This window comes from Allobosea sp. 05L423, from assembly GCF_056397745.1.
Genome location: NZ_JBFTOA010000018.1, coordinates 49410 through 69249, shown reverse-complemented (window position 1 = coordinate 69249; position 19840 = coordinate 49410). Strand labels below are relative to the sequence as shown.

Genomic DNA, 19840 nt, shown 5'->3' with positions numbered 1-19840 from the left:
CCTCGGGGGAGCTGACCATACGGCCGCCCGCCACGGGACCACAAGCCGTTATAGTCCCACAGAACTCTTGCCGGGTAACGCGTGAACCACCGCGGCGTCGGATGCTACAGGCGGTTGCGCACGCTGCGGACGAAATCACCGACATAGCGGTCGAGCGCTTCGGCCTGCTCATCGACCCTGCGGGCGGCGTCCGCCACGCCGATGGCGGCGTCGCCGGTGACGCGCACCTCGGTGCCGACCGCGCTGACATTGGCGGTGACGGCGTCAGCGCTGAGAGCGACGGCCTGCGCATCGGCGGCGATGGTCGAGGCGATGTCGGCCTGCCGGCTGACGACGGAGGCGATCGCGCCGGATGTCCGCTCGATGGTCGTCATCGTGTCCTCGATATGGGCCACGGCCTCGACGGCAGTCGCGGCCGCACCGCGGATGTCGGTGAGCGTTTCGGCGATGTCGCGCGTCGCTTTCTGGGTCTGCTCCGCGAGCGTCTTGACCTCGCCCGCCACGACGGCGAAGCCGCGCCCGGCGGCGCCTGCGCGCGCGGCCTCGATGGTGGCGTTCAGCGCCAGCAAATTGGTGCGGGCTGCGATCTCTTCGATGAAATCGAGCACGGCGCGAACCTTGTCGGCCGCCTCCGTCAGCCCCGTAACGTCGCTTCGCGTGCTGCGGACATAGCTGGCGGCGGCGCGCACCGTCTCGTCGGCATGGCTCGTCTGCCGGGTGAGTTCCCGGATCGAGGCTTCGATCTCTTCCGCCGCGGTCGCGACGCTGCCGACCCGCTGCGATGCGCTTTCCGCCTCCCGGGTCACGCCTTCGGCGCGCTGGGTCGTCTTGCTGGCGCTTTGCACCATCTGGCTGGCGGCGGCGTGCATGTCACGCATCGAAACCCCGACATCGGCGAGCGCCTTGCCGACGGTGCGTTCCAGATCGCCGGCGAGTTCGTCGAGCGCGGTCTTGCGGAGCATCTCGATTTCGGCGCGGCGCGCTTCCAGCGTCTTCTCGGCGGTGATGTCGAGCAGGATGCCGTCCCAGACGAGAGTTCCGTCGGCGAGCCGGCGCTTGGTCGACTCGCTGCGCAGCCAGACGACGCCGCCATCCGGAGCGTGGTAACGGCCCTCGAAGCGCCACAGCGTCTCGCTTTCCTGCTGCTCCCGCCGCAATTGCTCGAAGCGGATGCGATCTTCGGCGAGCATCTTGCCGAGCCAGATGTCGGGATCGCGTTCGACCTGCTCCTTGCTGATGCCCAGCACCTTGTCGATGGAGAAGGAAGCGAACCGGTAGGTCATGACCCCGTCCGGCCTCACGATCCGCTGGTAGAGCGTTCCGGGAGCGCGGTCGATCAGCGTCCGCAGCCGATAGGCGGTTTCGCGCCTTTCACGGTCGTTGATGACGACGATGCCGGTCAGGAAGATGCCGACCGTTCCGACGAAGATCATGATCGGCACGGCCTCGCGCAGGAAGCGCTGCCCGGCTTCTCCCGGAATAAGGCCCGCCGAGGCAAGCAGGCAGAGCGCGTCTATCAGGCTGAGGGCCGCGAGATCGCCGACGCCGAGCGGCCGCCGGCGGCGCGTCAGCCAGATCGCGTAGGCAATTCCGATGACGGCGCGGGCCACGATGCCGGTAATGCCCGTGACCATGCCGACACCGCCGGTCAGATAGCGCATCACGACGAGCGGCGCGGCCGTCAGCACGGCGGCGCCGGGGCCGCCGATCGGACCGGCCAGAATGGCGAAGCTGTTGCGCGAATCGACGACGAGGCCAGGCATGATCTCGAAGGGATTGCCCATGCTGATGAGCGCCCCGGCCGCAAACAGCACGCCGACGATCACCTGCCGCAGCCAGGATCGTTCCCCGATCCGGGGCATGGCGACGGTCAGGAGCAGCCCCGCCAGAAGCAGGAAGAAAAGGCTTTCGGCGAGATTGATCAGCAACAATGTCGAGACTTTCGGCCGATTGAGCCGAAGAACCTTGCTTTCAATTGTTGAAAGCCGTCCTAACGGATGGTCTTGGCGCCGCTTTTTGCTAGCGTGCCGCCCGATGCGTCACAGCTCCCCCACCGAAGCCGCCCAATCCGCCGCGCCGGCCGCTGCCGCCGAGCGCGTCACGCCGATGATGGCGCAGTACGTCGAGATCAAGGCGGCCAATCCCGATTGCCTGCTGTTCTACCGGATGGGCGATTTCTACGAATTGTTCTTCCGCGACGCCGAGATCGCCTCGCGCACCCTCGGCATCGTTCTGACCAAGCGCGGCAAGCATCAGGGCGACGATATCCCGATGTGCGGCGTTCCCGTGGAGCGCGCCGACGATTATCTCCAGCGCCTGATCGCCGCCGGCCATCGCGTCGCGGTCTGCGAGCAGACCGAGGACCCGGCCGAGGCCAAGAAGCGCGGCAATAAATCGGTGGTGAAGCGCGACGTGGTCCGCCTCGTCACCCCCGGCACCATCACCGAGGAGCGGCTGCTCGAGCCCGGCCGCGCGAGCCTGCTCGTCGCGGTCGCACGCCGCAAAACGGGAGAGGCGGCCTCGCTCTACGGTCTCGCTGCCATCGACATCTCGACCGGTCGCTTCACCGTGATGGAGGCCCCGCAGGAGCGGCTCGCCATCGAATTTTCGCGTCTGGAGCCGCGCGAGATCGTCTGCCCCGACGCGATCCATGACGATCCCGAACTCAAGGAGTTCTGGCGCGAGATCGCGGTGCCGGTGACACCGCTCGCGCGCGACGGGCTCGATGCGGCCTCGGCCGAGCGGCGCCTGAAGGAGTTTTTCGGCGTCGCCACGCTCGACGCCTTCGGCGCTTTCAGCCGCGCTGAGATCGCGGCTGCCGGCGCGGCGCTCGCCTATGTCGAGCGCACCCAGCTCGGCGCCCGGCCGCCCTTGTCGGCACCGGTGCGGGATTCCGGCTCGGCGACGATGCTGATCGATGCCGCCACCCGCGCCAATCTCGAATTGACGCGCACCCTCGGCGGCGAGCGCCAGGGCAGTCTGTTGGCCACGATCGACCGCACGGTGACGCCGGGCGGAGCGCGCTTGCTGGCCGAGCGCCTCGCCGGCCCGTTGACTGATCCGGCCGCGATTGCGGCGCGCCACGATGCGGTTGAATTCCTGGTGGCGGATGGTGCCCTGCGCGAGGATCTGCAGCAGGCGCTGGAGAAGGTGCCGGACGTTGCGCGTGCGCTGGCGCGGCTCTCGCTCGATCGCGGCGGCCCGCGCGACCTTGCCGCGCTCGGCGCCGGGCTCGACGCCGCCCGCGCGATCGCCGCCTTGCTCGCCCGGCGTGGCGAATTGCCTGCCGAGCTGGCGCGCGCCATGCGGGCGCTGGGCGAGAGCGATCCCGATCTGCCGGTTCGTCTCAACGCCGCGCTGGCCGACGAGCTGCCGCTCAATCGCCGCGACGGCCGCTTCGTCCGCGAGGGGCATGACGCGACGCTGGACGAACTGCGCCTGTTGCAGGTCGATTCACGCAAGGTCATCGCGCAATTGCAGGCGCGCTATGCTGCCGAGACCGGCTGCCGCACGCTGCGGATCAAGCACAACGCCATGCTCGGCTATTTCGTCGAGGTGCCGCAGGCGATGGGCGAGGAGTTCCTGAAGGAGCCCTGGCGCGCGACTTTCGTGCATCGCCAGACCATGTCCGACGCGATGCGCTTCTCCTCGGTCGAGCTCGGCGAGCTCGAGGCCAAGATCGCCTCTGCGGCCGATCGGGCGCTCAAGCTGGAACTCTCCGTCTTCGCTCAGCTCTGCGATGCGGTGCTGGCCCAGGCCGAGCCGATCAAGGCCGCGGCTCTGGCGTTGGCGGAGCTCGATGTCGCCGCGGCTCTCGCCGATCTCGCCGTCCGCGAGGGCTGGAGCCGCCCGCAGATCGATGATGGCGTCGCCTTCACCATCGAGCGCGGTCGCCATCCCGTCGTCGAGGCGGCGCTGAAGCGCGACGGAAAGCCCTTCGTCGCCAACGACACCGAATTGTCGCCGCCCGGCACCGACGCCAGGGGCGGGCGCATCTGCCTGATCACAGGCCCGAACATGGCCGGTAAATCGACCTTCCTGCGCCAGAACGCGCTGATCGCCGTTCTCGCCCAGACGGGGGCCTTCGTTCCGGCCGCCCGCGCCCATATCGGCATCGTCGACCGGCTGTTCTCGCGGGTCGGTGCCGCCGACGACCTCGCACGCGGCCGTTCGACCTTCATGGTCGAGATGGTCGAGACCGCTGCGATCCTGAATCAGGCCGGCCCGCGCGCGCTCGTCATCCTCGACGAGATCGGCCGCGGGACGGCGACTTTCGACGGCCTCTCCATCGCCTGGGCCGCGATCGAGCACCTGCACGAGATCAACCGCTGCCGCAGCCTGTTCGCCACGCATTACCACGAGCTCACGGCGCTCGGAGACAGGCTCGACCGCGTGGCCAACGCCACCGTCCGCGTCACCGAATGGAAGGGCGAGGTCGTCTTCCTGCATGAGGTTGTGCCGGGCGCGGCCGACCGCTCCTACGGCATTCAGGTCGCCAAGCTTGCCGGCCTGCCGCCGGCTGTGGTCGAGCGGGCCCGCGCCATCCTCGGCGAATTGGAGAAGACCGAGCGGGAGAAGCCGGTCGCCTCGCTGGTCGATGATCTCCCGCTCTTCGCCGCGCCGCTGCGCCGGTCGGCTCCAGCCGTCACGGAAGACCAGCCGGACGGCTTGCGCGAGACGCTGGCCGCCATCGATCCCGACGAGATGACGCCGCGGGAGGCGCTGGAAGCACTGTATCGGTTGAAGGGGCTCGCCTGACCCCTACCCCAGCCGCTTGATGCTGGTGATGGCGCCGAAGCTCTTGGTCAGGATGCGGTCGCGCGCTTCCCGCAGCGGCTCGCGATGGACCGTCATCGTGTAGCCGTTGGCATGCAGCAGCGTATCCGGGTCGGTCAGGATGCCGACATGGCCCTTCCAGAAGATCAAATCGCCGCGCTCAAGCCCGGAGAGACTCTCATCGAAGGAAACGGCGCGGCCGAGTGCGGCCTCCAGCATGTCTGAATCGCGCGGCGAAGCGACCCCGGCTGCGGCGAGCGCAAGCTGTGTCAGTCCGGAGCAGTCGAGGCCCAGGCTGGTCTTGCCGCCCCAGAGATAGGGCACCCCGAGGAAACGCTCGGCGACCGCGACGAAATCGGCTTCGAAGCAATCGGCCGGGACGAGGTGCTTCAGGAAGATGTGCCCGCCATCGGCGAGGATGGCAAAATCGCCCTTGGCCTCCAGCACGGCGACGCCTGCATTCAGCGAAAGCGACGCAAGCGGCGGCAGTTTGATCGAGGGGCCCGGATAGACGAAAGTTCTGAGCGCGGCGACACGGTGCGTCGGCAGGGGCTGGTCGGGGCGCAACGCGTCGTCGGGCAGGTAGCCGACATAGCCGTCGCCCGCGAGCTGGACCCAGGCCCAGCCCTCCTCGCTCTCGTAGACATCGACCAGCTCGCCCGCGATCGCCTCGGTGTCGAGCGCTGCGTCGGGGCGTGGCTCGCGCCGCAGCGGCGCCGAGGGAACAACGACCCGCATCGGCTGCGGATCGGCGAAGCGGGCGGCCTCGACCTGCCCGGCCAGATGGCGCGCGGCGAGATCGGGGCGAAAGGCGTGGATGCGGCGGTCGAGAATCGTCATGGGTGCAATCTAGCGCGGCGAGGCTCTTGCTGGGAGAGCCGTCAGCTTCCGCCGATCTCCTTGGCGTGCTCCGTCACCAGATCGGCCAGCCTCTCGACTGCGAGTGCGCCGGCGACAGTGCGCTGGATCACGACGTTGCGGCGGTCGGTCTCGTCGCGCTTGCGTGTCAGGAGGCCAAGCTTACCGAGCGTATCGAGCGCGCGGGTGATCACCGGCTTGGTCACGCCGAGCTGCTTCGCCAGCCCCCGCACCGTATGCGGCGGGAGTTCGAGATATACCGTCAGCAGGATCGCCGTCTGGCGCGCCGAGAGATCGGCTTCGCTGTCCCGCACCAGGTCGAGATGCACCTGCCGCCACAGTCTGAGCGCCTGCGAAGGCCTGATCTCCAAGGGCATGATGGCACGGTTCCCGATCGTTACGGGTCCGTATCATTATCCTGTGCCGGCGGCGGCGCAATCGCCTTCGGCGATCAGCCTTAACCGGCCGGGTAGAGCTGCTTCACCAGCGCATGGATCAGCCGCGCACCCTGGCATTCCCCACCCTCGGGTCGTCCGGGCTTGGGCGAGGGATTCCAGCCGTAGATATCGAAATGCGCGTAGGATTGCGTCTTCTCGACGAAGCGGTTGAGAAAGAGCGCCGCCGTCACCGAGCCGGCCATGCCGCCGCTGGAGACATGGTTCACATCGGCGATCTTGGAATCGAGCAGGCCGTCATAGGGCCGCCAGAGCGGCATGCGCCAGACCGGGTCGTTCACCGCCATGCCGATCCGCGCGATTTCCGCGGCGAGGCCTTCGTCATGGGTGTAGAACGGCGGCAGCTCCGGTCCGAGCGCAGTGCGCGCGGCGCCGGTCAGCGTGGCGAAATCGATCAGCAGTTCCGGCATCTCCTCGTCGGCCAGCGTCAGCGCGTCGGCCAGGATCAGCCGGCCTTCGGCGTCGGTGTTGCCGATCTCGACCGAGAGCCCCTTGCGGCTCGCCAGCACATCGCCGGGCCGGAAGGCATTGCCCGAGACGGCATTCTCCACCGCCGGCACCAGGAGCCGCAGCCGCACCGGCAGTTTCGCGAGCATGATCATCCGCGCCGCTGCGATCGCCGCCGCGGCACCGCCCATGTCCTTCTTCATCAGCAGCATCGAGGCGTCGGGCTTGAGGTTGAGCCCGCCCGTGTCGAAGGCGACGCCCTTGCCGACCAGCGTGACCTTGGGATGGGCCGGATCGCCCCAGACCAGATCGACCAGGCGCGGCGCACGCGTGGAGGCGCGGCCGACCGCGTGGATCATCGGGAAGTTCCGGGTGATCAGGTCGTCCCCGACGATGCTGGTGATCGTCGCGCCGCACTCGGCGGCCAGCCCGCGGATTGCCGCTTCGATCTCGCCCGGTCCCAGCTCATTGGCCGGCGTGTTGATGAGATCGCGCGCCAGTGCAGCCGATTCAGCGATCAGGCTGATCTCTGCGCCGTGGACGCCGTCCGGCAGAGACAGGCGCGCGCGCGGTGGCTTCGGCTTGCGGTAGCGGTCGAAGCGATAGCCCTGCAGCAGCCAGCCGAGCGCAGCGAGCGCCGGATCGTCGATCTCGCCTTCGAGCGCATAGTCGCCCGCCGGCAGCAGGGCCGACAGCCGCGACGGCGCAAAGGGATCGCGCTGCCGCTGCGCAGTTTCGACACCCAGAAGAACGGCGGCGAGCGCTCCTTGTGAATCCGGAAGGAAGCAATGCTGGCCCGCGCCGGCCGCGAAGCCTTGCGCGAGGGCGAAGTTGCGATGGGACGGCGAGAGCCGTGCCTGCAAGGCCGGCCAGGTCTGGGACGAAACCACGTGAATCGAGACAGCAGCGTCGGAGGTGGAGATCAGAAGACTGTTCACGGGTCGGTCGATCGGTTCTGAGACAGCGGCGGGTGCCGGGATTAAGGATGCATTAGGGTTAACGTTTTATCACCGAACGACCAGAGGAACCCATTCAGACGACGTTGTCGCGAGGCGATCCGGCCCATGATTCGAACGAAACTCGCCTCCGACCTGTCGATTTTCCGTGCCCGCCGACTTGGATTGACGATTGCTGTCTGCCTAGGAGCAATGGCCCTTGCGGGTTGCCAGAGCCGCGGCGGCCCGGGGGACGTCACGGGCTCGATTGCACGCAGTCCGGCGGCGCAGCCGCGCACCGCGGCCGACTGGCAGGCCGAGCGGGAGAATTGGGCGAAGCGCTATGAGGCCAATCCGAAGGATCGCAACGCCGCTCTCTCCTATGCGCGGGCGCTGCGGGCGCTCGATCAGAACGCACAGGCGCTGGCCGTGCTCCAGAGCGCCGTCCTGACCTTCCAGGATGACCGCGAGCTGCTGGGCGCCTATGGCCGCTCGCTCGCCGATAACGGGCGTTTCCGGGAAGCGGACGACGTGCTTTCCCGTGCCCATTCGCCGGAGCGGCCGGATTGGCGCATCCTCTCGGCGCAGGGCACGGTCGCCGACCAGCTGGGGGAGCATGAGAGAGCCCAGCAGATTTATCAGGCCGCTCTGAAGCTTGCCCCGGGCGAGCCGACGATCATGTCCAATTACGGCTTGTCGCTCGCCTTGTCCCGCCATCTGCCTGAGGCGGAACGGGTTCTCACCGAGGCGGCAGCCTCGCAGGGGGCCGACATCCGTGTGCGCCAGAATCTGGTTCTGGTGCTCGGGCTTCAGGGCCGCTTCGGCGAGGCCGAGGCCATGGCCCGGCGCGACCAGAGTCCGGCCGAGGCGGCGGCGACGATCGCCTATCTCAAGCGCAGCGTCAGCCAGCAGAACAGCTGGGACCTGCTCAAGGGCGCGAAGGGCCGGGGGCAGCCCACCGCCAAGCCTCCGCTGGCGCAGACTCCGGACAGGTCGGCCGATACGGACCGCCGAGGCTGACCGAGCTGCGAAGCTTCCCTTGGTGTGCCTGGCAGAACCTCCGGGCGAAAGCTGGAGCAGCCGAGGCGCGGACGGTTTGCGCGGCCGCCTGCGACCGCTGATTTACATAGCTGCGGCTCGCCATCATCGGCGATCCGCGTTGATGGCCCCTGTCGCTCGTTCAGGCTTAAGTCACTTCCAACCGAAGACCTGCACCAGCGCCGGAAACATGATGATGACGAAGAGTACCGGCAGGAAGAACAGGATCATCGGCACGGTCAGTTTAGGCGGCAGGGCGGCGGCCTTCTTCTCGGCGGCGTTCATGCGCTGATCGCGGCTCTCCTGCGCCAGGGTGCGCAGCGCCGTGCCGAGCGGCGTGCCATAGCGTTCGGCCTGGATCAGCGCCGTCGAGACCGACTTGACGCTTTCAAGACCGGTCCGCATCGCGAGGTTCTCATAGGCGACCCTGCGGTCGGTCAGATAGGAGAGCTCCGCCGTGCAGAGAGCGAACTCCTCGGCCAGGGGCACGGACTGGCTGCCGATCTCGTTCGCGACCTTGCGGAACGCCTGCTCGATCGACATGCCGGACTCCACGCAGATCAGCAGCAGGTCTAGCGCGTCCGGGAAGGCCAGGCGCATCGAGATCTGCCGCTTGCTGATCTGGTTGGACAGGAAGACTTCCGGCGCCTTGATGCCGATATAGGCGCCGCCGATCGCGATCGCGATCTTCATAAGCAGCGACTGGCCGAAACCGTTGATGACGAAAAGATAGAACAGCGTGAACAGGAAAAAGCCGACGGGTACGGCGAGGCGGAAGAACAGGAAGGCGATTTCCGCCTGCGGTCCCCGATAGCCTGCCATGGTGAGCTGCTTCCTGGCGTTCTCGGTTCCCAGCCAGTCGCCGAGCTTGAACTGCTCGACGATGCGCCGCATGTAGGCTTTCGGCTCCTGGCGCAGGCTCACCTTCTCGTTCTGGCGGTTGAGCCGATCGCGCTCGCGTGCCCGGATCTTCTCGCGCTCCGTCGCGACGTTCTTCATACGCTTCTGGAGGGTATTGCCCTCGGTCAGCGGGATCGCGACGGTCAGCACCGTGGCCGCGGCCGCGACGGCGGCCAGCAGCGCAAGCATGAATTGCGGATCGGTGAGCTTGTCGACGATCTGGGAAATCACGCATCCACCTCAGATCTCGAAATTGATCATCTTGCGCATGACCAGGACGCCCATCAGCATCCATATGCCGCAGCCGACGAGGGCGAGCTTGCCCATCTGGGTGAGCCACAGGAGCTCGATATATCTCGGGGTGGAGAGATAGACGAGAACAGCAACCGACGGCGGCAGGGCGGCGATGATACCGGCGGAGGCCTTGGCTTCCATCGAGACCGCCTGGATCTTGTCGCGCATCTTGCGCCGCTCGCGCAGGACGCGCGAGAGGTTCGCCAGGGTCTCGGACAGGTTGCCGCCGGTCCTCTGCTGGATGGCGATCACGATGCCGAAGAAATTTGCTTCCGCGCAGGGCATCCGCTCGTAGAGCTTTCCCGCAGCTTCGGCGAGCGGCAAGCCGAGCGTCTGGGCCTCGATGATCTGCCGGAACTCGCCCCTGACGGGCTCTACGGCTTCGGAGGCAATGATGCGCAGGCAATCATTGACTGGAAGGCCGGCCTTGATGCCGCGGACGATGACGTCGAGCGCGTTGGGGAACTCAATGGCGAACCGTTTCAGACGTTTCGTTTTGCAATGCTTCAGGAACCAGGCCGGCAGGCCTAGCGCCCCGATGAACAGACCGACAGCCCCCATGATCATATTGCCGCTCAAGATCAGCAGGACGAGGCCGGCGACGGCGGCGGTCACAGCGCAGATCACGTAGTATTTCTGGCGGGTCCAGCTCAGGCCGGCCTGGCCGATGCGCGCTTCGAGCGTCAGCTTGTTGCGGGCGTTCTCGCGGTTCTCGATCTCCTTGAGGCTTTGCGCGACCTGCCCGCGCTTGGCCCTGGCCTGTGCTTCCCGGTCGATGCTGCGCATCGTGCTGGGACCGGCAAATTCCTTGCGCCGCTTCTCGGCACGCTTTTCGCCGCTCAGCGTAGGATAAAGCAGCGCATAGGCGACGCCGCCAACGGCGAGCGTGGCCAGTGCGGCGATGGCGAGCGTGCTCGAATTCATGGCTTGGCTCCCGACAAGGGCCTCCGTTCAGGCTGCAAAGCCATCATTTACCTGCTCGAGCTGGTCGAGTGCGGTGGCGAGGCGCTGCTCCTCGCCGAAGTAACGAGCCCGCTCCCAGAAGCGCGGGCGGCCGATGCCGGTCGAGCGGTGGCGGCCGATCAGCTTGCCCGCGGCGTCCTCGCCGAGCACGTCGTAGAGCATGAGGTCCTGCGTCGTGATGACCTCGCCTTCCATCCCCATCACCTCGGTGATGTGAGTGATGCGGCGCGAGCCGTCGCGCAGGCGCTGTGCCTGGATGATGACATCGACCGAGGAGCAGATCATCTCGCGCAGCGTCTTCGACGGCAGCGAGAAGCCGCCCATGGTGATCATCGACTCGATACGACTGAGACATTCGCGTGGCGAGTTGGCGTGGAGCGTGCCCATCGAGCCGTCATGGCCGGTGTTCATCGCCTGGAGCAGGTCGAAGGCCTCCGGTCCGCGCACCTCGCCGACGATGATCCGCTCGGGGCGCATGCGCAGGCAGTTCTTGACGAGGTCGCGCATCGTGACCGCGCCGGTGCCTTCGAGATTGGGCGGGCGTGTCTCAAGGCGCACGACATGCGGCTGCTGGAGCTGGAGCTCGGCGGCGTCCTCGCAAGTGATGACGCGCTCGTCATCGTCGATGAAGTTGGTCAGGCAGTTCAGCAGCGTCGTCTTGCCGGAACCGGTGCCGCCGGAGATGACGATGTTGCAGCGGACGCGGCCGATGATCTTCAGGATCTCGGCGCCGGGCGGCGAGATCGCGCCGAACTTGACGAGCTGGTCGAGCGTCAGCTTGTCCTTCCTGAACTTGCGGATGGTGAGCGCGGGCCCATCGATCGCGAGCGGCGGTCCGATGACGTTGACGCGCGAGCCGTCGGCGAGGCGCGCGTCGCAGATCGGCGAGCTTTCGTCGACGCGCCGCCCGACCTGGCTGACGATGCGCTGGCAGATGTTCATCAACTGCGCATTGTCGCGAAAGCGGATGTTGGTGAGCTGGATCTTGCCGCCGGTCTCGATGAAGGTGCGGTTCGCACCGTTGACCATGATGTCGGCGATGTCGTCGCGCGCCAGCAGCGGTTCGAGCGGTCCGTAGCCGAGAACGTCGTTGCAGATGTCGTCGAGCAGTTCTTCCTGCTCGGCAATGGAGAGCACGACATTCTTCAGCGAGATGATCTCGTTGATGATGTCGCGGATTTCCTCCCGCGCCGATTCCGAGTCGAGCTTCGCAAGCTGCGACAGATCGATCGCCTCGATCAGCGCCCCGAAGATCATGCTCTTCATCTGATAGTATTCTTCGGAGCGCGTCGCTGCCTCGACCGGCGCGAACTTGCGTTCCTCGGCGGTGGGCTGGACCTGCTCCGGCTTGCGCGTCGCCGGCTGAAGGGCGGCTGGGCTCCTGGCGCTCAGGTTCGGCGCGACGGTCGCGCCCGCGGATCGCTTCCCGAACATCTCAACACACTCCCGCGCGTGCCACGGGCGCGCGCACATTCCTGCTTCCTCGGCGCGATCCCCTGACTGGCTGTCCGTCTGGCCGGTTGCGCGTCATCAGGAAGCCTTGCGGCGTTTCAGCTTCGCGACCAGCGGCTCGAACAGGCTGCGCCGGCCGCGCTTGGCTTCGCCGCGTCCGGTCAGCGCGCTGGCGATCTGGGTGAAAGCCTCGCTTGCCTTGCTGCCGGCCTGGACCTCGGCGATCATCTGGCCGTTGTTGGCGGCCGTGCCGAAGAGCTGGGCGTCGAAAGGGATCGTGCAGAGGACGTCGACGCCGAGCGCCTTGGAGAACTCGGCGGCATTGATCTCCGGTCGTTTGGGCACGCCGACCTTGTTCAGCACGAGACGGGCGACCGCGTCGTTGGGCCGGGTCGCGCGCGACAGATCGACGATGTTCTTGGCATTGCGCAGGGAGGCGAGCTCCGGCTCGGCGACTACCACGATCTCGTCCGCGCCGATGAGCGTCCGCTTGACCCAGCTGCTCCACTGATGCGGCACGTCGAGGACGATGCAGGGAACGCTGGCGCGCAGCAGTTCCAGCAGCTGCTCCAGCGCGTCCTCATCGAGGTCGATGGTCCGGTCGAGGACCGCAGGAGCCGCAAGCAGGGCCAGATTGTCGCTGCAGCGCGAAAGTAGCCTGTCCAACAGGTTGGAATCGAGGCGCTCAGGGGCGAAGACCGCTTCCGCGATCCCCTGAGGTGGGTCCTGGTTGAAGTTCAGGCCGGCTGTGCCCCACGCGATGTCGAGATCGACGATCACGGTGGAGGCGTCGAGATTCCGGGCGATCGCCCAGGACATGTTGTGCGCGATGGTCGAGGCGCCGACGCCGCCCTTGGCGCCGACCACCGCGATGACGCGGCCGAGATGGCGGGCTTCCGGTGCGATGTAGAGTTCCGAGAGGGTGCGCAGCAGGTCGAGCGTCTCGAGCGGCGCGATCAGATACTCGCTGACGCCGCGGCGCAGCAGCTCCCGGTAGAGCTGCACGTCGTTGACATGGCCGATCACGACGACCTTCGTGCCGGGGTCGCAGCTCTCCGACAGCGTATCGAGATGCCCGATCAGGGTTGCCGCATCGGACATGGTCTCGAGCACGATGACGTTCGGAGTCGGCGCCGTCCGGAAGGCTTCGACGGCTGCGGCCGCTCCGCCCATCTGGATGCGGGCATGGGTCTTGTCCATGCGCCGGTCGGCAATGGCCGCCTGCATCGTGGCGGCGACGGCCGGCGTCTCGCAGAAGGCCTGCAGCGTGATGCGCGGCAGCGGCGCGATGATCTCGTCGCCGTTCGCCTCGACCGCCGGTGTTTCGCTTGTCGCGGGCTGCATCAGTTGCTGCCTCCGACAGTTGAATTGATCTGCGGTGTCTGCTGGCGATACTGGGTCGAGGGATCCTTGCCGTCGCGGATCTTCGCGATGGCGCCCATCCGCTTGACGATGTCGGGGCGGCCTTCGTCGCGGGCCCTGACCAGATCGATCGGATCGGCGACCTGCGCGGCCAATGTGGCCTGGGTGGCGCAGCCGAAGTTCCAGTAGGCTTCGTTCGATGTCGAGAACTTGAAGTCGGACACGCCGAGGTCCGTCGGCCACTGGCCGCACTGGTGTGGCACGACGGCTTGCAGCGACGCGAAGCTCAGCCGGATCGGCGAGGCGAGGCCGGGATCCTGGACCGGGTAGCTGCGGACGTTCAGCGCGTTCGGCGAGACGCCGTTGCGCGCCAGCGCCGCGCGGATTCCCGCGAGCGTATCGTGCGTCGCCCGCTCGCGCCTCGAACCGGTCGGAACTTCCGCGACAAGGCCGCCCTTGCCGGACTTGCGGAATGCCTGTGCGAAATCCGCGACGTCCTCCGCCTGGCGGCTGTCGAGCGTGGTGCCGGCGCGGCCGACGAACACGTCGAGCGAGCGTGGCGCGTCGCGCAACACGATCGGATGCCTTTCCCGGACATCGGGCGGGTAGATGGAAGGAGGGTCCGCCTGCGCGCCCTTTCCGGCGCAGCCGCCAGCGAGGGCGCCCAACGTCAGCGCAAGTGCCAGCAGGTGCGTGGCGGTGGCTTTCTCCCGGAGAGGAACCGTCATGGTCGGGCCATCCATCATGGTGCTATCCATCCGGTTCGGTCAGTCGGCGATGAAGCCGACGCGGCCCTTGTAGGCCTGCGGGATTGGGCCGCCGCCGCTGCCGTAGAGCTTGTTCAGGCGGCCGAGCAGGACGGCCTGGGCGTCATGGGACTCCACGAAGCCGTCATCGGGCCTTTGGACCTCGTTCGGCTGCATCGGCTTGGCGATGTAGGGCGTGACAGTGATCATCAGCTCGGTCTCCTCGCGCTGGTAGTCGCGCGAGCGGAACAGCACGCCGATGATCGGCAGGTTCATCAGCCCGGGCAGGCCGTTGAGCGAGGTCTTGGAGACGCGCTGGATCAGGCCGGCGGTGGCCAACGTGCCGCCGGACGGCAATTCGACCGTCGTGTCGGATTTGCGCACGCGGAAAGCGGGGACCGTGACGGTGGGCTGGTTCCGGTCGCCCTGGAGTACGATCTGGTTCTCGAAGTCGAGCTCGGTGACCTCGGTCGCGATACGCATGCTGATCTTGTTGGCCGAGAGCACGATCGGCGTGAAGTTGAGGGCGACGCCGATCGGCTTGTACTGGACGCCGAGCGAGCAGACGGCCTTGGCAGGGTCGCAGGTGTAGCCGGTGGGGACCGGAACTTCGCCGCCGGCCGTGAACTTCGCGCTCTCTCCCGAGATCGCGGTGACGTTCGGCTCGGCCAGAACGCGGGCAAGGCCCGCCCGCTCGAGAGCCCGCAGCGTGAAGTTCTGCGAATTGCCGATACCGGCCCCGATCGCTGTGGCGGACAGGGCCTGCGGCGACAGAGAGAAGGGGTTGTCGATGTTCGGCGTGATCGAGAACTTGCCCAGCTTCCACTCGCCGGTTGAATTGATGCCGAGCTGCTTGATCGCCTTGCGCGAGATCTCCGACACCGTCACCTTGACCATTACCTGGTCGCGGTCGCGGATCGTCAGCGAGTTGATCACCGCGCCCTTGGCGTTGCTCTTGTCGGACACGCCGACGAAGGCGTTGGCGATGTCGACGGCCTGCGTCGCCTCAGAGGCATTGGGAACAGTCCCGACCAGCAGGATCGAATCGCCGGCGGGCTTGATCTCGATCTGCGAGTTCGGCAGCGCGGTGCGCAGCGTCTGGCGCAGGACGTTGAGATCGCGCCCGACATTGATCTCGAGCGCAGTGATCTGGCGGCCTTCGCCATCCATCACGAACATCGAGGTCGCGCCATCGGCGATGCCGATGACGAAGAGTTTGCGCGCGGTCCTCACCACCGCATTGGCGACCTTCGGATTCGCGACGAACACCTCTTTGGCGTCGCGCGGCAGTTCGACGATCAGCGAGCGGCCGATCGAGAGGTCGAGCTTGCGTGAGATCGCGTGCTCGCTGGTGCCGACATTGAGCACCGGAGCGGCATCCCGGCCGGGCGACTGCGCGCTGGCGCCGTCGGCGATCAAGACGAGCGCAAGAGCCGTGGCGAGGCGAAACGAGCATCTGGTCATGGCTTTGCGCTCTTCGAGATGACACCGTAGCGCACGAGGGTCATCGAGTTGTCGGCGGAAGGCGGCGGCGCCGGCTCGTTGGCGTCCTTCAGGCTGCGCAGAGCCAGGGAGAGTGTCCCTGTCTTCTGCGCCTGGATCAGGACTTCGACCTGGCCGGGATCGACCTCGAGCGTCGCGGTTTCGCCGACCACGACCTTCTCGCCGTTGCGCTCCTGCACATTCTGGCCGATCGCCAGAACACGGATATTGCGGAGGATGGTTTCGCTGACCTGGGCCTCGCCGCGGCCGGAGGTGGACTCGCCGCGCCAGGTGCAGATGACGTCGACACGGTCGTTGGGCAGGATGAATCCGCCTGCGGTGTTGGCACCGCGGCTGTCGGTGCTGATCGCCACCGCGCGCATGCCGGAGGGCAACACGGCGGAGAGGAAGCCTGTTCCGTCGGTCCTGATCAGCTTCTCGCGACGGATCGGCTCGGCGCCGAGAATGGCGTAGCGGGCGACCTGGCCGATGATCTCTTTCTCGGCCTCAGGGGTTTCGTCCTTGCGGATGACGCCGCCTGGCACGCCGGCGATCGGCCAGTTCAGCCACCGCAGATCATTGGCTGTCACCGTGTTGCCGATCGGGATGTCGCTGGCTGCAACGAGCACGGGCACGGTTGGCGCCTGCTCGACCTTGGCGACCGGCGCCGGGGCCTGCGATGGCTGCTGAACAAGCAGCGCGGCGCCGACGCCTGCCGCCAGCGCGACCACGAGAATGATGATGCGTGCGGGACTCATCGACGTCCGATCCTCAGCCAGACGGAGCTGGCCCTCATCCCGGATCGTCGTCGCGAAACGTCAACTTATGGTTAATCGGACGTATATTTTTTGACGCGGAGTAACGTTACGTCGCCATCCTCGTTCACACGCCGATCGCGGCGCGCCAGATGGCCGTTTCCGGCAGGATGAACAGAGCGGCGAACGCAAGAGCTATTCCATAGGGAACGCCCTCCTTCGGCGCGTGCAGTCGCTGCGCCCAATCCCAATTCACTGCAGGAGAAGGCAGCGGGTGCGAGCGCAAGCGCAGGATCAGCAGCGTCAGCAGGCCGCCACCGAAGCTGGAAAGCAGGAGGTAAGGCATGAGCTGGTCGAAGCCGAACCAGAGAGCGGTCGCCGCGGCGAGCTTGGCGTCGCCGCCGCCGATCCAGCCTGCCGCGAACAGGCCGAAGGCCCCGACGAGAACGATCATGCCGGCTGCCAGATGCCAGGCGACGTCTTCTAGGCTGAGGCCCAACAGCACGGCGCAAAGGGCGAAAGCGACGACCAGGGACAGGCAAAGTCGATTCGAGATCGTCATCGAGACGAGATCACTTGCCGCTGCATAAGCCATGGCGAGGGGAAAGACGCCGAGGATCACGATCTGCGACAGGGTCATGGGACGACTACTCCATTCCTCGCGACGATGTTGTCAGGACTGTCTCACCAAAGCCTTACGCCGATGGCAAAGCCACGCTGTAAAGGGCAGAACGCCCCGGTCACCCGGGGCGTTCAAGCGAGGGAGCGACGCTGCGCTCTACGCTCGCGAATTCTGATCACTTGCTGAGTGCGTCGTCGACCTTCTGGAACTTGGCGGTGAGGTTCGAGCCGATATTGGTCCAGACGGTGATGCAGACGACGGCGATCAGGGCGGCGATCAGGCCGTACTCGATCGCGGTGGCGCCGGACTCGTCCTTGACGAAGCGAGCGAAAACATTGGTCATGATGGAACTCCTTTACACCACGGTTTGACGGCTGCCTTCGCTCTGAAGCGGCTTCGGTCAGCGACAAGAACGACATTAGCCCCCTCCTCTTGCTGATCGGTTAAGGCGACCCAAGAATTGATTGATTTATCGGGATGTCTTCGCTGTGGTTAACGGGCCATTTAACGGATATATAGAAAGTATTCTGTAAAATATCCAAGACTTGATCTATGAAATAATCGGTAAATGAGATATTTAACTGACGACATACGTTCGTTGTATTTGGATTGATTTGGCGTTTGAGCCGTGCGTGCCGCGCTTATTCCGCTTCGTCAACTGCGATGACAACGCAGGAATTCGCTGCCTCCAGCGGTTTTAAGACTCGGTTCATCAGTTTGCGCTTGTCTGGTGTCATCGCAGAGCTTGGGGCATCGCCATGTCGACCAATCACCCGCCGGAAAGGTGCCGTCTGTCCGCGCCTCGGGCGGTCGCCATGATCCTCGCCATGGTTGGTCCGGCCATCGCTCCAGCGGTCGCCGCGCCCCAGGACGGCCAGAACGAGAGCGTACTGGTCCTGGTCGATCACGCCAAGGTCGTGCGCCTGCCCGAGAAGGCCCAGACAGTCATCGTCGGCAATCCCGCCATCGCCGATGTGTCCGTGCAGCGCAACGGAGTGATGGTGGTCACCGGCAAGAGTTTCGGCGTGACCAATCTGATCGCGCTCGATGGCACCGGCGCATTGCTCGCGGAATCGGTGGTTCGGGTTGGCGCGGCGTCTGATACGGTCCTGACAGTGCAGCGCGGCATGGAGCGCGAAAGCTATTCCTGCACGCCCACATGCCAGCCTGCGGCCCAACTGGGCGACGCTCAGAAATATTTCGGCGAAGTCGGGGCGCAGGCCACGAGCCGCAACGCTCAGGCAACCGGCGTTGGGTCCAAATAGAGATCCGGCAAGCGGCATCCCATGCGTGAGAGCCGCGGCGGAATTGCAGCGATGCCGCTGCCAGGCGATCCTGTCCTATAGTGGATTCACGCGCGTAGGCGCCTTGCCGCGGGCAAGGTAAATGAAACCTTTGCCTCGCCAGGTGTGCCGGCGAAACGCTCCTAACCGATCTGAAATTGTTTTGCCGTAGATATCGGCGGGTCGGAGCAATGGGCTCGACGAGGCCAGCAAATGTTTCATCCTATTGCGCGAGCGGAGAAGGCGAGCATCGCAGCCGAGCGGGAGAGCCGCGCCGGGCATTCCGTCATCCGGCGGTTCCGGCGTTCCGAGAACGGGGCGACGGCGGTGGAGTTCGGCTTCGTCGCATTGCCCTTCTTCATGCTGATCTGGGCGATCATCGAGACGGGGCTGATGTTCTGGACCAATCAGGTCCTGGAGGAATCGCTGTCGCAAGCGTCGCGCGTGCTGCTCACCGGCGAGTCGCGTAGCCGCTATAGCTCGACCACCGCCTCCGTCAATACAGCCGCTTTCCGCGACGATGTCTGCGCGCGGGCGATGAACATGATCGACTGCAGCAAACTGGCTATCGATGTCCGCACCTATGGTGACTTTTCCGCGGCCAGCACGGGAACTTCCAGCAGCAACCCTCTCGCTGGCCGCAATCTTGATACGAGCAGCTTTTCCTACCGCCAGCCCGACGCGAACCAGATCGTCGTCGTCCGGGCCGTACTCGACTACAAGTTGTTCCTCACGAGCTGGGCGTCGACCAGCCTCGCCAACATAGGCAGCGCGGATTCCGGCCGGCGCGGCATCGTTGCGAGTGTGGCCTTCCGGGCGGAGCCGTTCGTTCCATGATCAGATTCGGAGCGAAGATGAGCCGCGAGGGATCGCCCGGCCTGTGGCTCCGCTTTCGCAGCAACAGCGGGGGGGTGGCCGCCATCGAGTTCGCGATGGTGCTGCCTGTGCTGGCTGTGGCATATCTCGGCATGGTCAACCTTGCGCAGATGGTCATGATCAATCGCAAAGTGACGCAGCTGACGTCGACCTTGAGCGATTTGACGGCACGTCTTCAGACGATTCCGACGGCCGAGATCACCAACATCTTCAAGGCGGGCGAGACGATCATGCTGCCTTACAGCTCCGCGAAAGTGAAGATGATGATTGCCAGTATCGTCATCGATGCCAACGGCATCGGCCGCATTTGCTGGGCCAGCGGATACAATGGGGCCACAGTGCCGGCGCGTGGTGACACGGTTTCCTTGCCGAGCAGCGTCAAAGTCCCCAGCACATCCGTGATCATGGCACGCGCGAGCTATGACTTCGTGCCTCCGATCGGGAAGGATGCCTTCTCGTTCATTGCGAACGCCACGCTGGGCGACAACCCGATCTATTCCCGCCCCCGTAACGGCAAGCCCGCGGGGGACAACAATATCGAGCAAATCGTTCGCAGCGATGTGACGGGCTGCCCCAAGTTCAACTGACGCTAAGCG

The 19840-nt window shown here is 65.9% G+C and carries 18 protein-coding genes; 5 read left to right on the top strand and 13 right to left on the bottom strand.

What is annotated here, in order from left to right; translation table 11 throughout:
• Positions 1-104: 104 nt before the first annotated feature.
• Entirely contained in the window at positions 105-1931 is a 1827-nt protein-coding gene (locus AC1DNE_RS25300) for a methyl-accepting chemotaxis protein (protein ID WP_476765218.1), read from the bottom strand.
• Between the two features lie 103 nt (positions 1932-2034).
• Between AC1DNE_RS25300 and mutS the strand changes: the two genes are divergently transcribed.
• Positions 2035-4758: a DNA mismatch repair protein MutS gene (gene mutS / locus AC1DNE_RS25295; protein ID WP_441472161.1), complete on the top strand. Its 2724-nt coding sequence runs from the start codon at positions 2035-2037 to the stop codon at positions 4756-4758.
• A 3-nt stretch (positions 4759-4761) separates the two neighbouring features.
• Here the strand turns inward: mutS and AC1DNE_RS25290 are convergent, their stop codons facing one another.
• The 3 genes from AC1DNE_RS25290 to AC1DNE_RS25280 all read right to left on the bottom strand — a co-directional run bounded on the left by AC1DNE_RS25290 (position 4762) and on the right by AC1DNE_RS25280 (position 7474).
• Entirely contained in the window at positions 4762-5616 is an 855-nt protein-coding gene (locus AC1DNE_RS25290) for a C40 family peptidase (protein ID WP_441472162.1), read from the bottom strand.
• Between the two features lie 41 nt (positions 5617-5657).
• The gene (locus tag AC1DNE_RS25285) at positions 5658-6011 is read right to left on the bottom strand and encodes a MarR family winged helix-turn-helix transcriptional regulator (RefSeq protein ID WP_441472163.1); all 354 of its coding nucleotides are present in this window, start codon (positions 6009-6011) and stop codon (positions 5658-5660) included.
• An 80-nt stretch (positions 6012-6091) separates the two neighbouring features.
• Positions 6092-7474 (bottom strand): leucyl aminopeptidase family protein, encoded by a 1383-nt coding sequence (locus AC1DNE_RS25280; RefSeq protein WP_441472164.1) that lies wholly within the window; start codon positions 7472-7474, stop codon positions 6092-6094.
• Between the two features lie 126 nt (positions 7475-7600).
• Here AC1DNE_RS25280 and AC1DNE_RS25275 point away from each other — a divergent pair, with 126 nt between their 5' ends.
• Positions 7601-8491 (top strand): tetratricopeptide repeat protein, encoded by an 891-nt coding sequence (locus AC1DNE_RS25275; protein ID WP_476841264.1) that lies wholly within the window; start codon positions 7601-7603, stop codon positions 8489-8491.
• A gap of 171 nt (positions 8492-8662) precedes the next feature.
• On the opposite strand, the gene AC1DNE_RS25270 is transcribed toward AC1DNE_RS25275, so the two are convergent.
• From AC1DNE_RS25270 to AC1DNE_RS25230, 9 genes are all read right to left on the bottom strand, one after another.
• Positions 8663-9640 carry a type II secretion system F family protein gene (locus AC1DNE_RS25270; protein WP_441472166.1) on the bottom strand — a complete coding sequence of 326 codons (978 nt, stop codon included), beginning with the start codon at positions 9638-9640 and terminating at the stop codon, positions 8663-8665.
• Positions 9641-9649: 9 nt separating this feature from the next.
• A complete protein-coding gene (locus tag AC1DNE_RS25265; protein WP_441472167.1) occupies positions 9650-10627 on the bottom strand; it encodes a type II secretion system F family protein in 978 nt (325 codons plus the stop codon).
• 27 nt (positions 10628-10654) lie between these two features.
• Entirely contained in the window at positions 10655-12100 is a 1446-nt protein-coding gene (locus tag AC1DNE_RS25260) for a TadA family conjugal transfer-associated ATPase (RefSeq protein WP_441472168.1), read from the bottom strand.
• A 96-nt stretch (positions 12101-12196) separates the two neighbouring features.
• Complete coding sequence (locus AC1DNE_RS25255) at positions 12197-13462, bottom strand: CpaE/TadZ family protein (RefSeq protein ID WP_441472169.1); 1266 nt, start codon at positions 13460-13462, stop codon at positions 12197-12199.
• Positions 13462-14208, bottom strand: coding sequence for a CpaD family pilus assembly protein (locus tag AC1DNE_RS25250; RefSeq protein ID WP_441472170.1), 747 nt, complete (start codon positions 14206-14208; stop codon positions 13462-13464). Before AC1DNE_RS25250 ends, AC1DNE_RS25255 begins: the two co-directional genes overlap by 1 nt.
• 39 nt (positions 14209-14247) lie before the next feature.
• A complete protein-coding gene (locus AC1DNE_RS25245) occupies positions 14248-15690 on the bottom strand; it encodes a type II and III secretion system protein family protein (RefSeq protein WP_441472171.1) in 1443 nt (480 codons plus the stop codon).
• Positions 15687-16466 (bottom strand): Flp pilus assembly protein CpaB, encoded by a 780-nt coding sequence (gene cpaB / locus AC1DNE_RS25240; RefSeq protein ID WP_441472172.1) that lies wholly within the window; start codon positions 16464-16466, stop codon positions 15687-15689. Before cpaB ends, AC1DNE_RS25245 begins: the two co-directional genes overlap by 4 nt.
• 124 nt (positions 16467-16590) lie before the next feature.
• Positions 16591-17103, bottom strand: coding sequence for an A24 family peptidase (locus AC1DNE_RS25235; RefSeq protein ID WP_441472173.1), 513 nt, complete (start codon positions 17101-17103; stop codon positions 16591-16593).
• Positions 17104-17260: 157 nt separating this feature from the next.
• Positions 17261-17428 (bottom strand): Flp family type IVb pilin, encoded by a 168-nt coding sequence (locus tag AC1DNE_RS25230; RefSeq protein ID WP_441472174.1) that lies wholly within the window; start codon positions 17426-17428, stop codon positions 17261-17263.
• A 472-nt stretch (positions 17429-17900) separates the two neighbouring features.
• Between AC1DNE_RS25230 and AC1DNE_RS25225 the strand changes: the two genes are divergently transcribed.
• From AC1DNE_RS25225 to AC1DNE_RS25215, 3 genes are all read left to right on the top strand, one after another.
• Positions 17901-18350, top strand: coding sequence for a pilus assembly protein N-terminal domain-containing protein (locus tag AC1DNE_RS25225; protein ID WP_441472175.1), 450 nt, complete (start codon positions 17901-17903; stop codon positions 18348-18350).
• 231 nt (positions 18351-18581) lie between these two features.
• Entirely contained in the window at positions 18582-19205 is a 624-nt protein-coding gene (locus tag AC1DNE_RS25220; RefSeq protein ID WP_476765221.1) for a TadE/TadG family type IV pilus assembly protein, read from the top strand.
• Between the two features lie 17 nt (positions 19206-19222).
• The gene (locus AC1DNE_RS25215; protein WP_441472177.1) at positions 19223-19831 is read left to right on the top strand and encodes a TadE/TadG family type IV pilus assembly protein; all 609 of its coding nucleotides are present in this window, start codon (positions 19223-19225) and stop codon (positions 19829-19831) included.
• The last annotated feature ends 9 nt before the right edge of the window (positions 19832-19840 follow it).

Bases quoted from the DNA above. Each gene is read 5' to 3' on its own strand.
- mutS (WP_441472161.1), top strand. From the start codon at position 2,035: ATGCGTCACAGCTCCCCCACCGAAGCCGCCCAATCCGCCGCGCCGGCC.
- AC1DNE_RS25290 (WP_441472162.1), bottom strand. From the start codon at position 5,616: ATGACGATTCTCGACCGCCGCATCCACGCCTTTCGCCCCGATCTCGCC.
- AC1DNE_RS25285 (WP_441472163.1), bottom strand. From the start codon at position 6,011: ATGCCCTTGGAGATCAGGCCTTCGCAGGCGCTCAGACTGTGGCGGCAG.
- AC1DNE_RS25275 (WP_476841264.1), top strand. From the start codon at position 7,601: ATGATTCGAACGAAACTCGCCTCCGACCTGTCGATTTTCCGTGCCCGC.
- AC1DNE_RS25265 (WP_441472167.1), bottom strand. From the start codon at position 10,627: ATGAATTCGAGCACGCTCGCCATCGCCGCACTGGCCACGCTCGCCGTT.
- AC1DNE_RS25260 (WP_441472168.1), bottom strand. From the start codon at position 12,100: ATGTTCGGGAAGCGATCCGCGGGCGCGACCGTCGCGCCGAACCTGAGC.
- AC1DNE_RS25255 (WP_441472169.1), bottom strand. From the start codon at position 13,462: ATGCAGCCCGCGACAAGCGAAACACCGGCGGTCGAGGCGAACGGCGAC.
- AC1DNE_RS25250 (WP_441472170.1), bottom strand. From the start codon at position 14,208: ATGACGGTTCCTCTCCGGGAGAAAGCCACCGCCACGCACCTGCTGGCA.
- AC1DNE_RS25245 (WP_441472171.1), bottom strand. From the start codon at position 15,690: ATGACCAGATGCTCGTTTCGCCTCGCCACGGCTCTTGCGCTCGTCTTG.
- cpaB (WP_441472172.1), bottom strand. From the start codon at position 16,466: ATGAGTCCCGCACGCATCATCATTCTCGTGGTCGCGCTGGCGGCAGGC.
- AC1DNE_RS25235 (WP_441472173.1), bottom strand. From the start codon at position 17,103: ATGACCCTGTCGCAGATCGTGATCCTCGGCGTCTTTCCCCTCGCCATG.
- AC1DNE_RS25230 (WP_441472174.1), bottom strand. From the start codon at position 17,428: ATGACCAATGTTTTCGCTCGCTTCGTCAAGGACGAGTCCGGCGCCACC.
- AC1DNE_RS25225 (WP_441472175.1), top strand. From the start codon at position 17,901: ATGATCCTCGCCATGGTTGGTCCGGCCATCGCTCCAGCGGTCGCCGCG.
- AC1DNE_RS25220 (WP_476765221.1), top strand. From the start codon at position 18,582: ATGTTTCATCCTATTGCGCGAGCGGAGAAGGCGAGCATCGCAGCCGAG.
- AC1DNE_RS25215 (WP_441472177.1), top strand. From the start codon at position 19,223: ATGAGCCGCGAGGGATCGCCCGGCCTGTGGCTCCGCTTTCGCAGCAAC.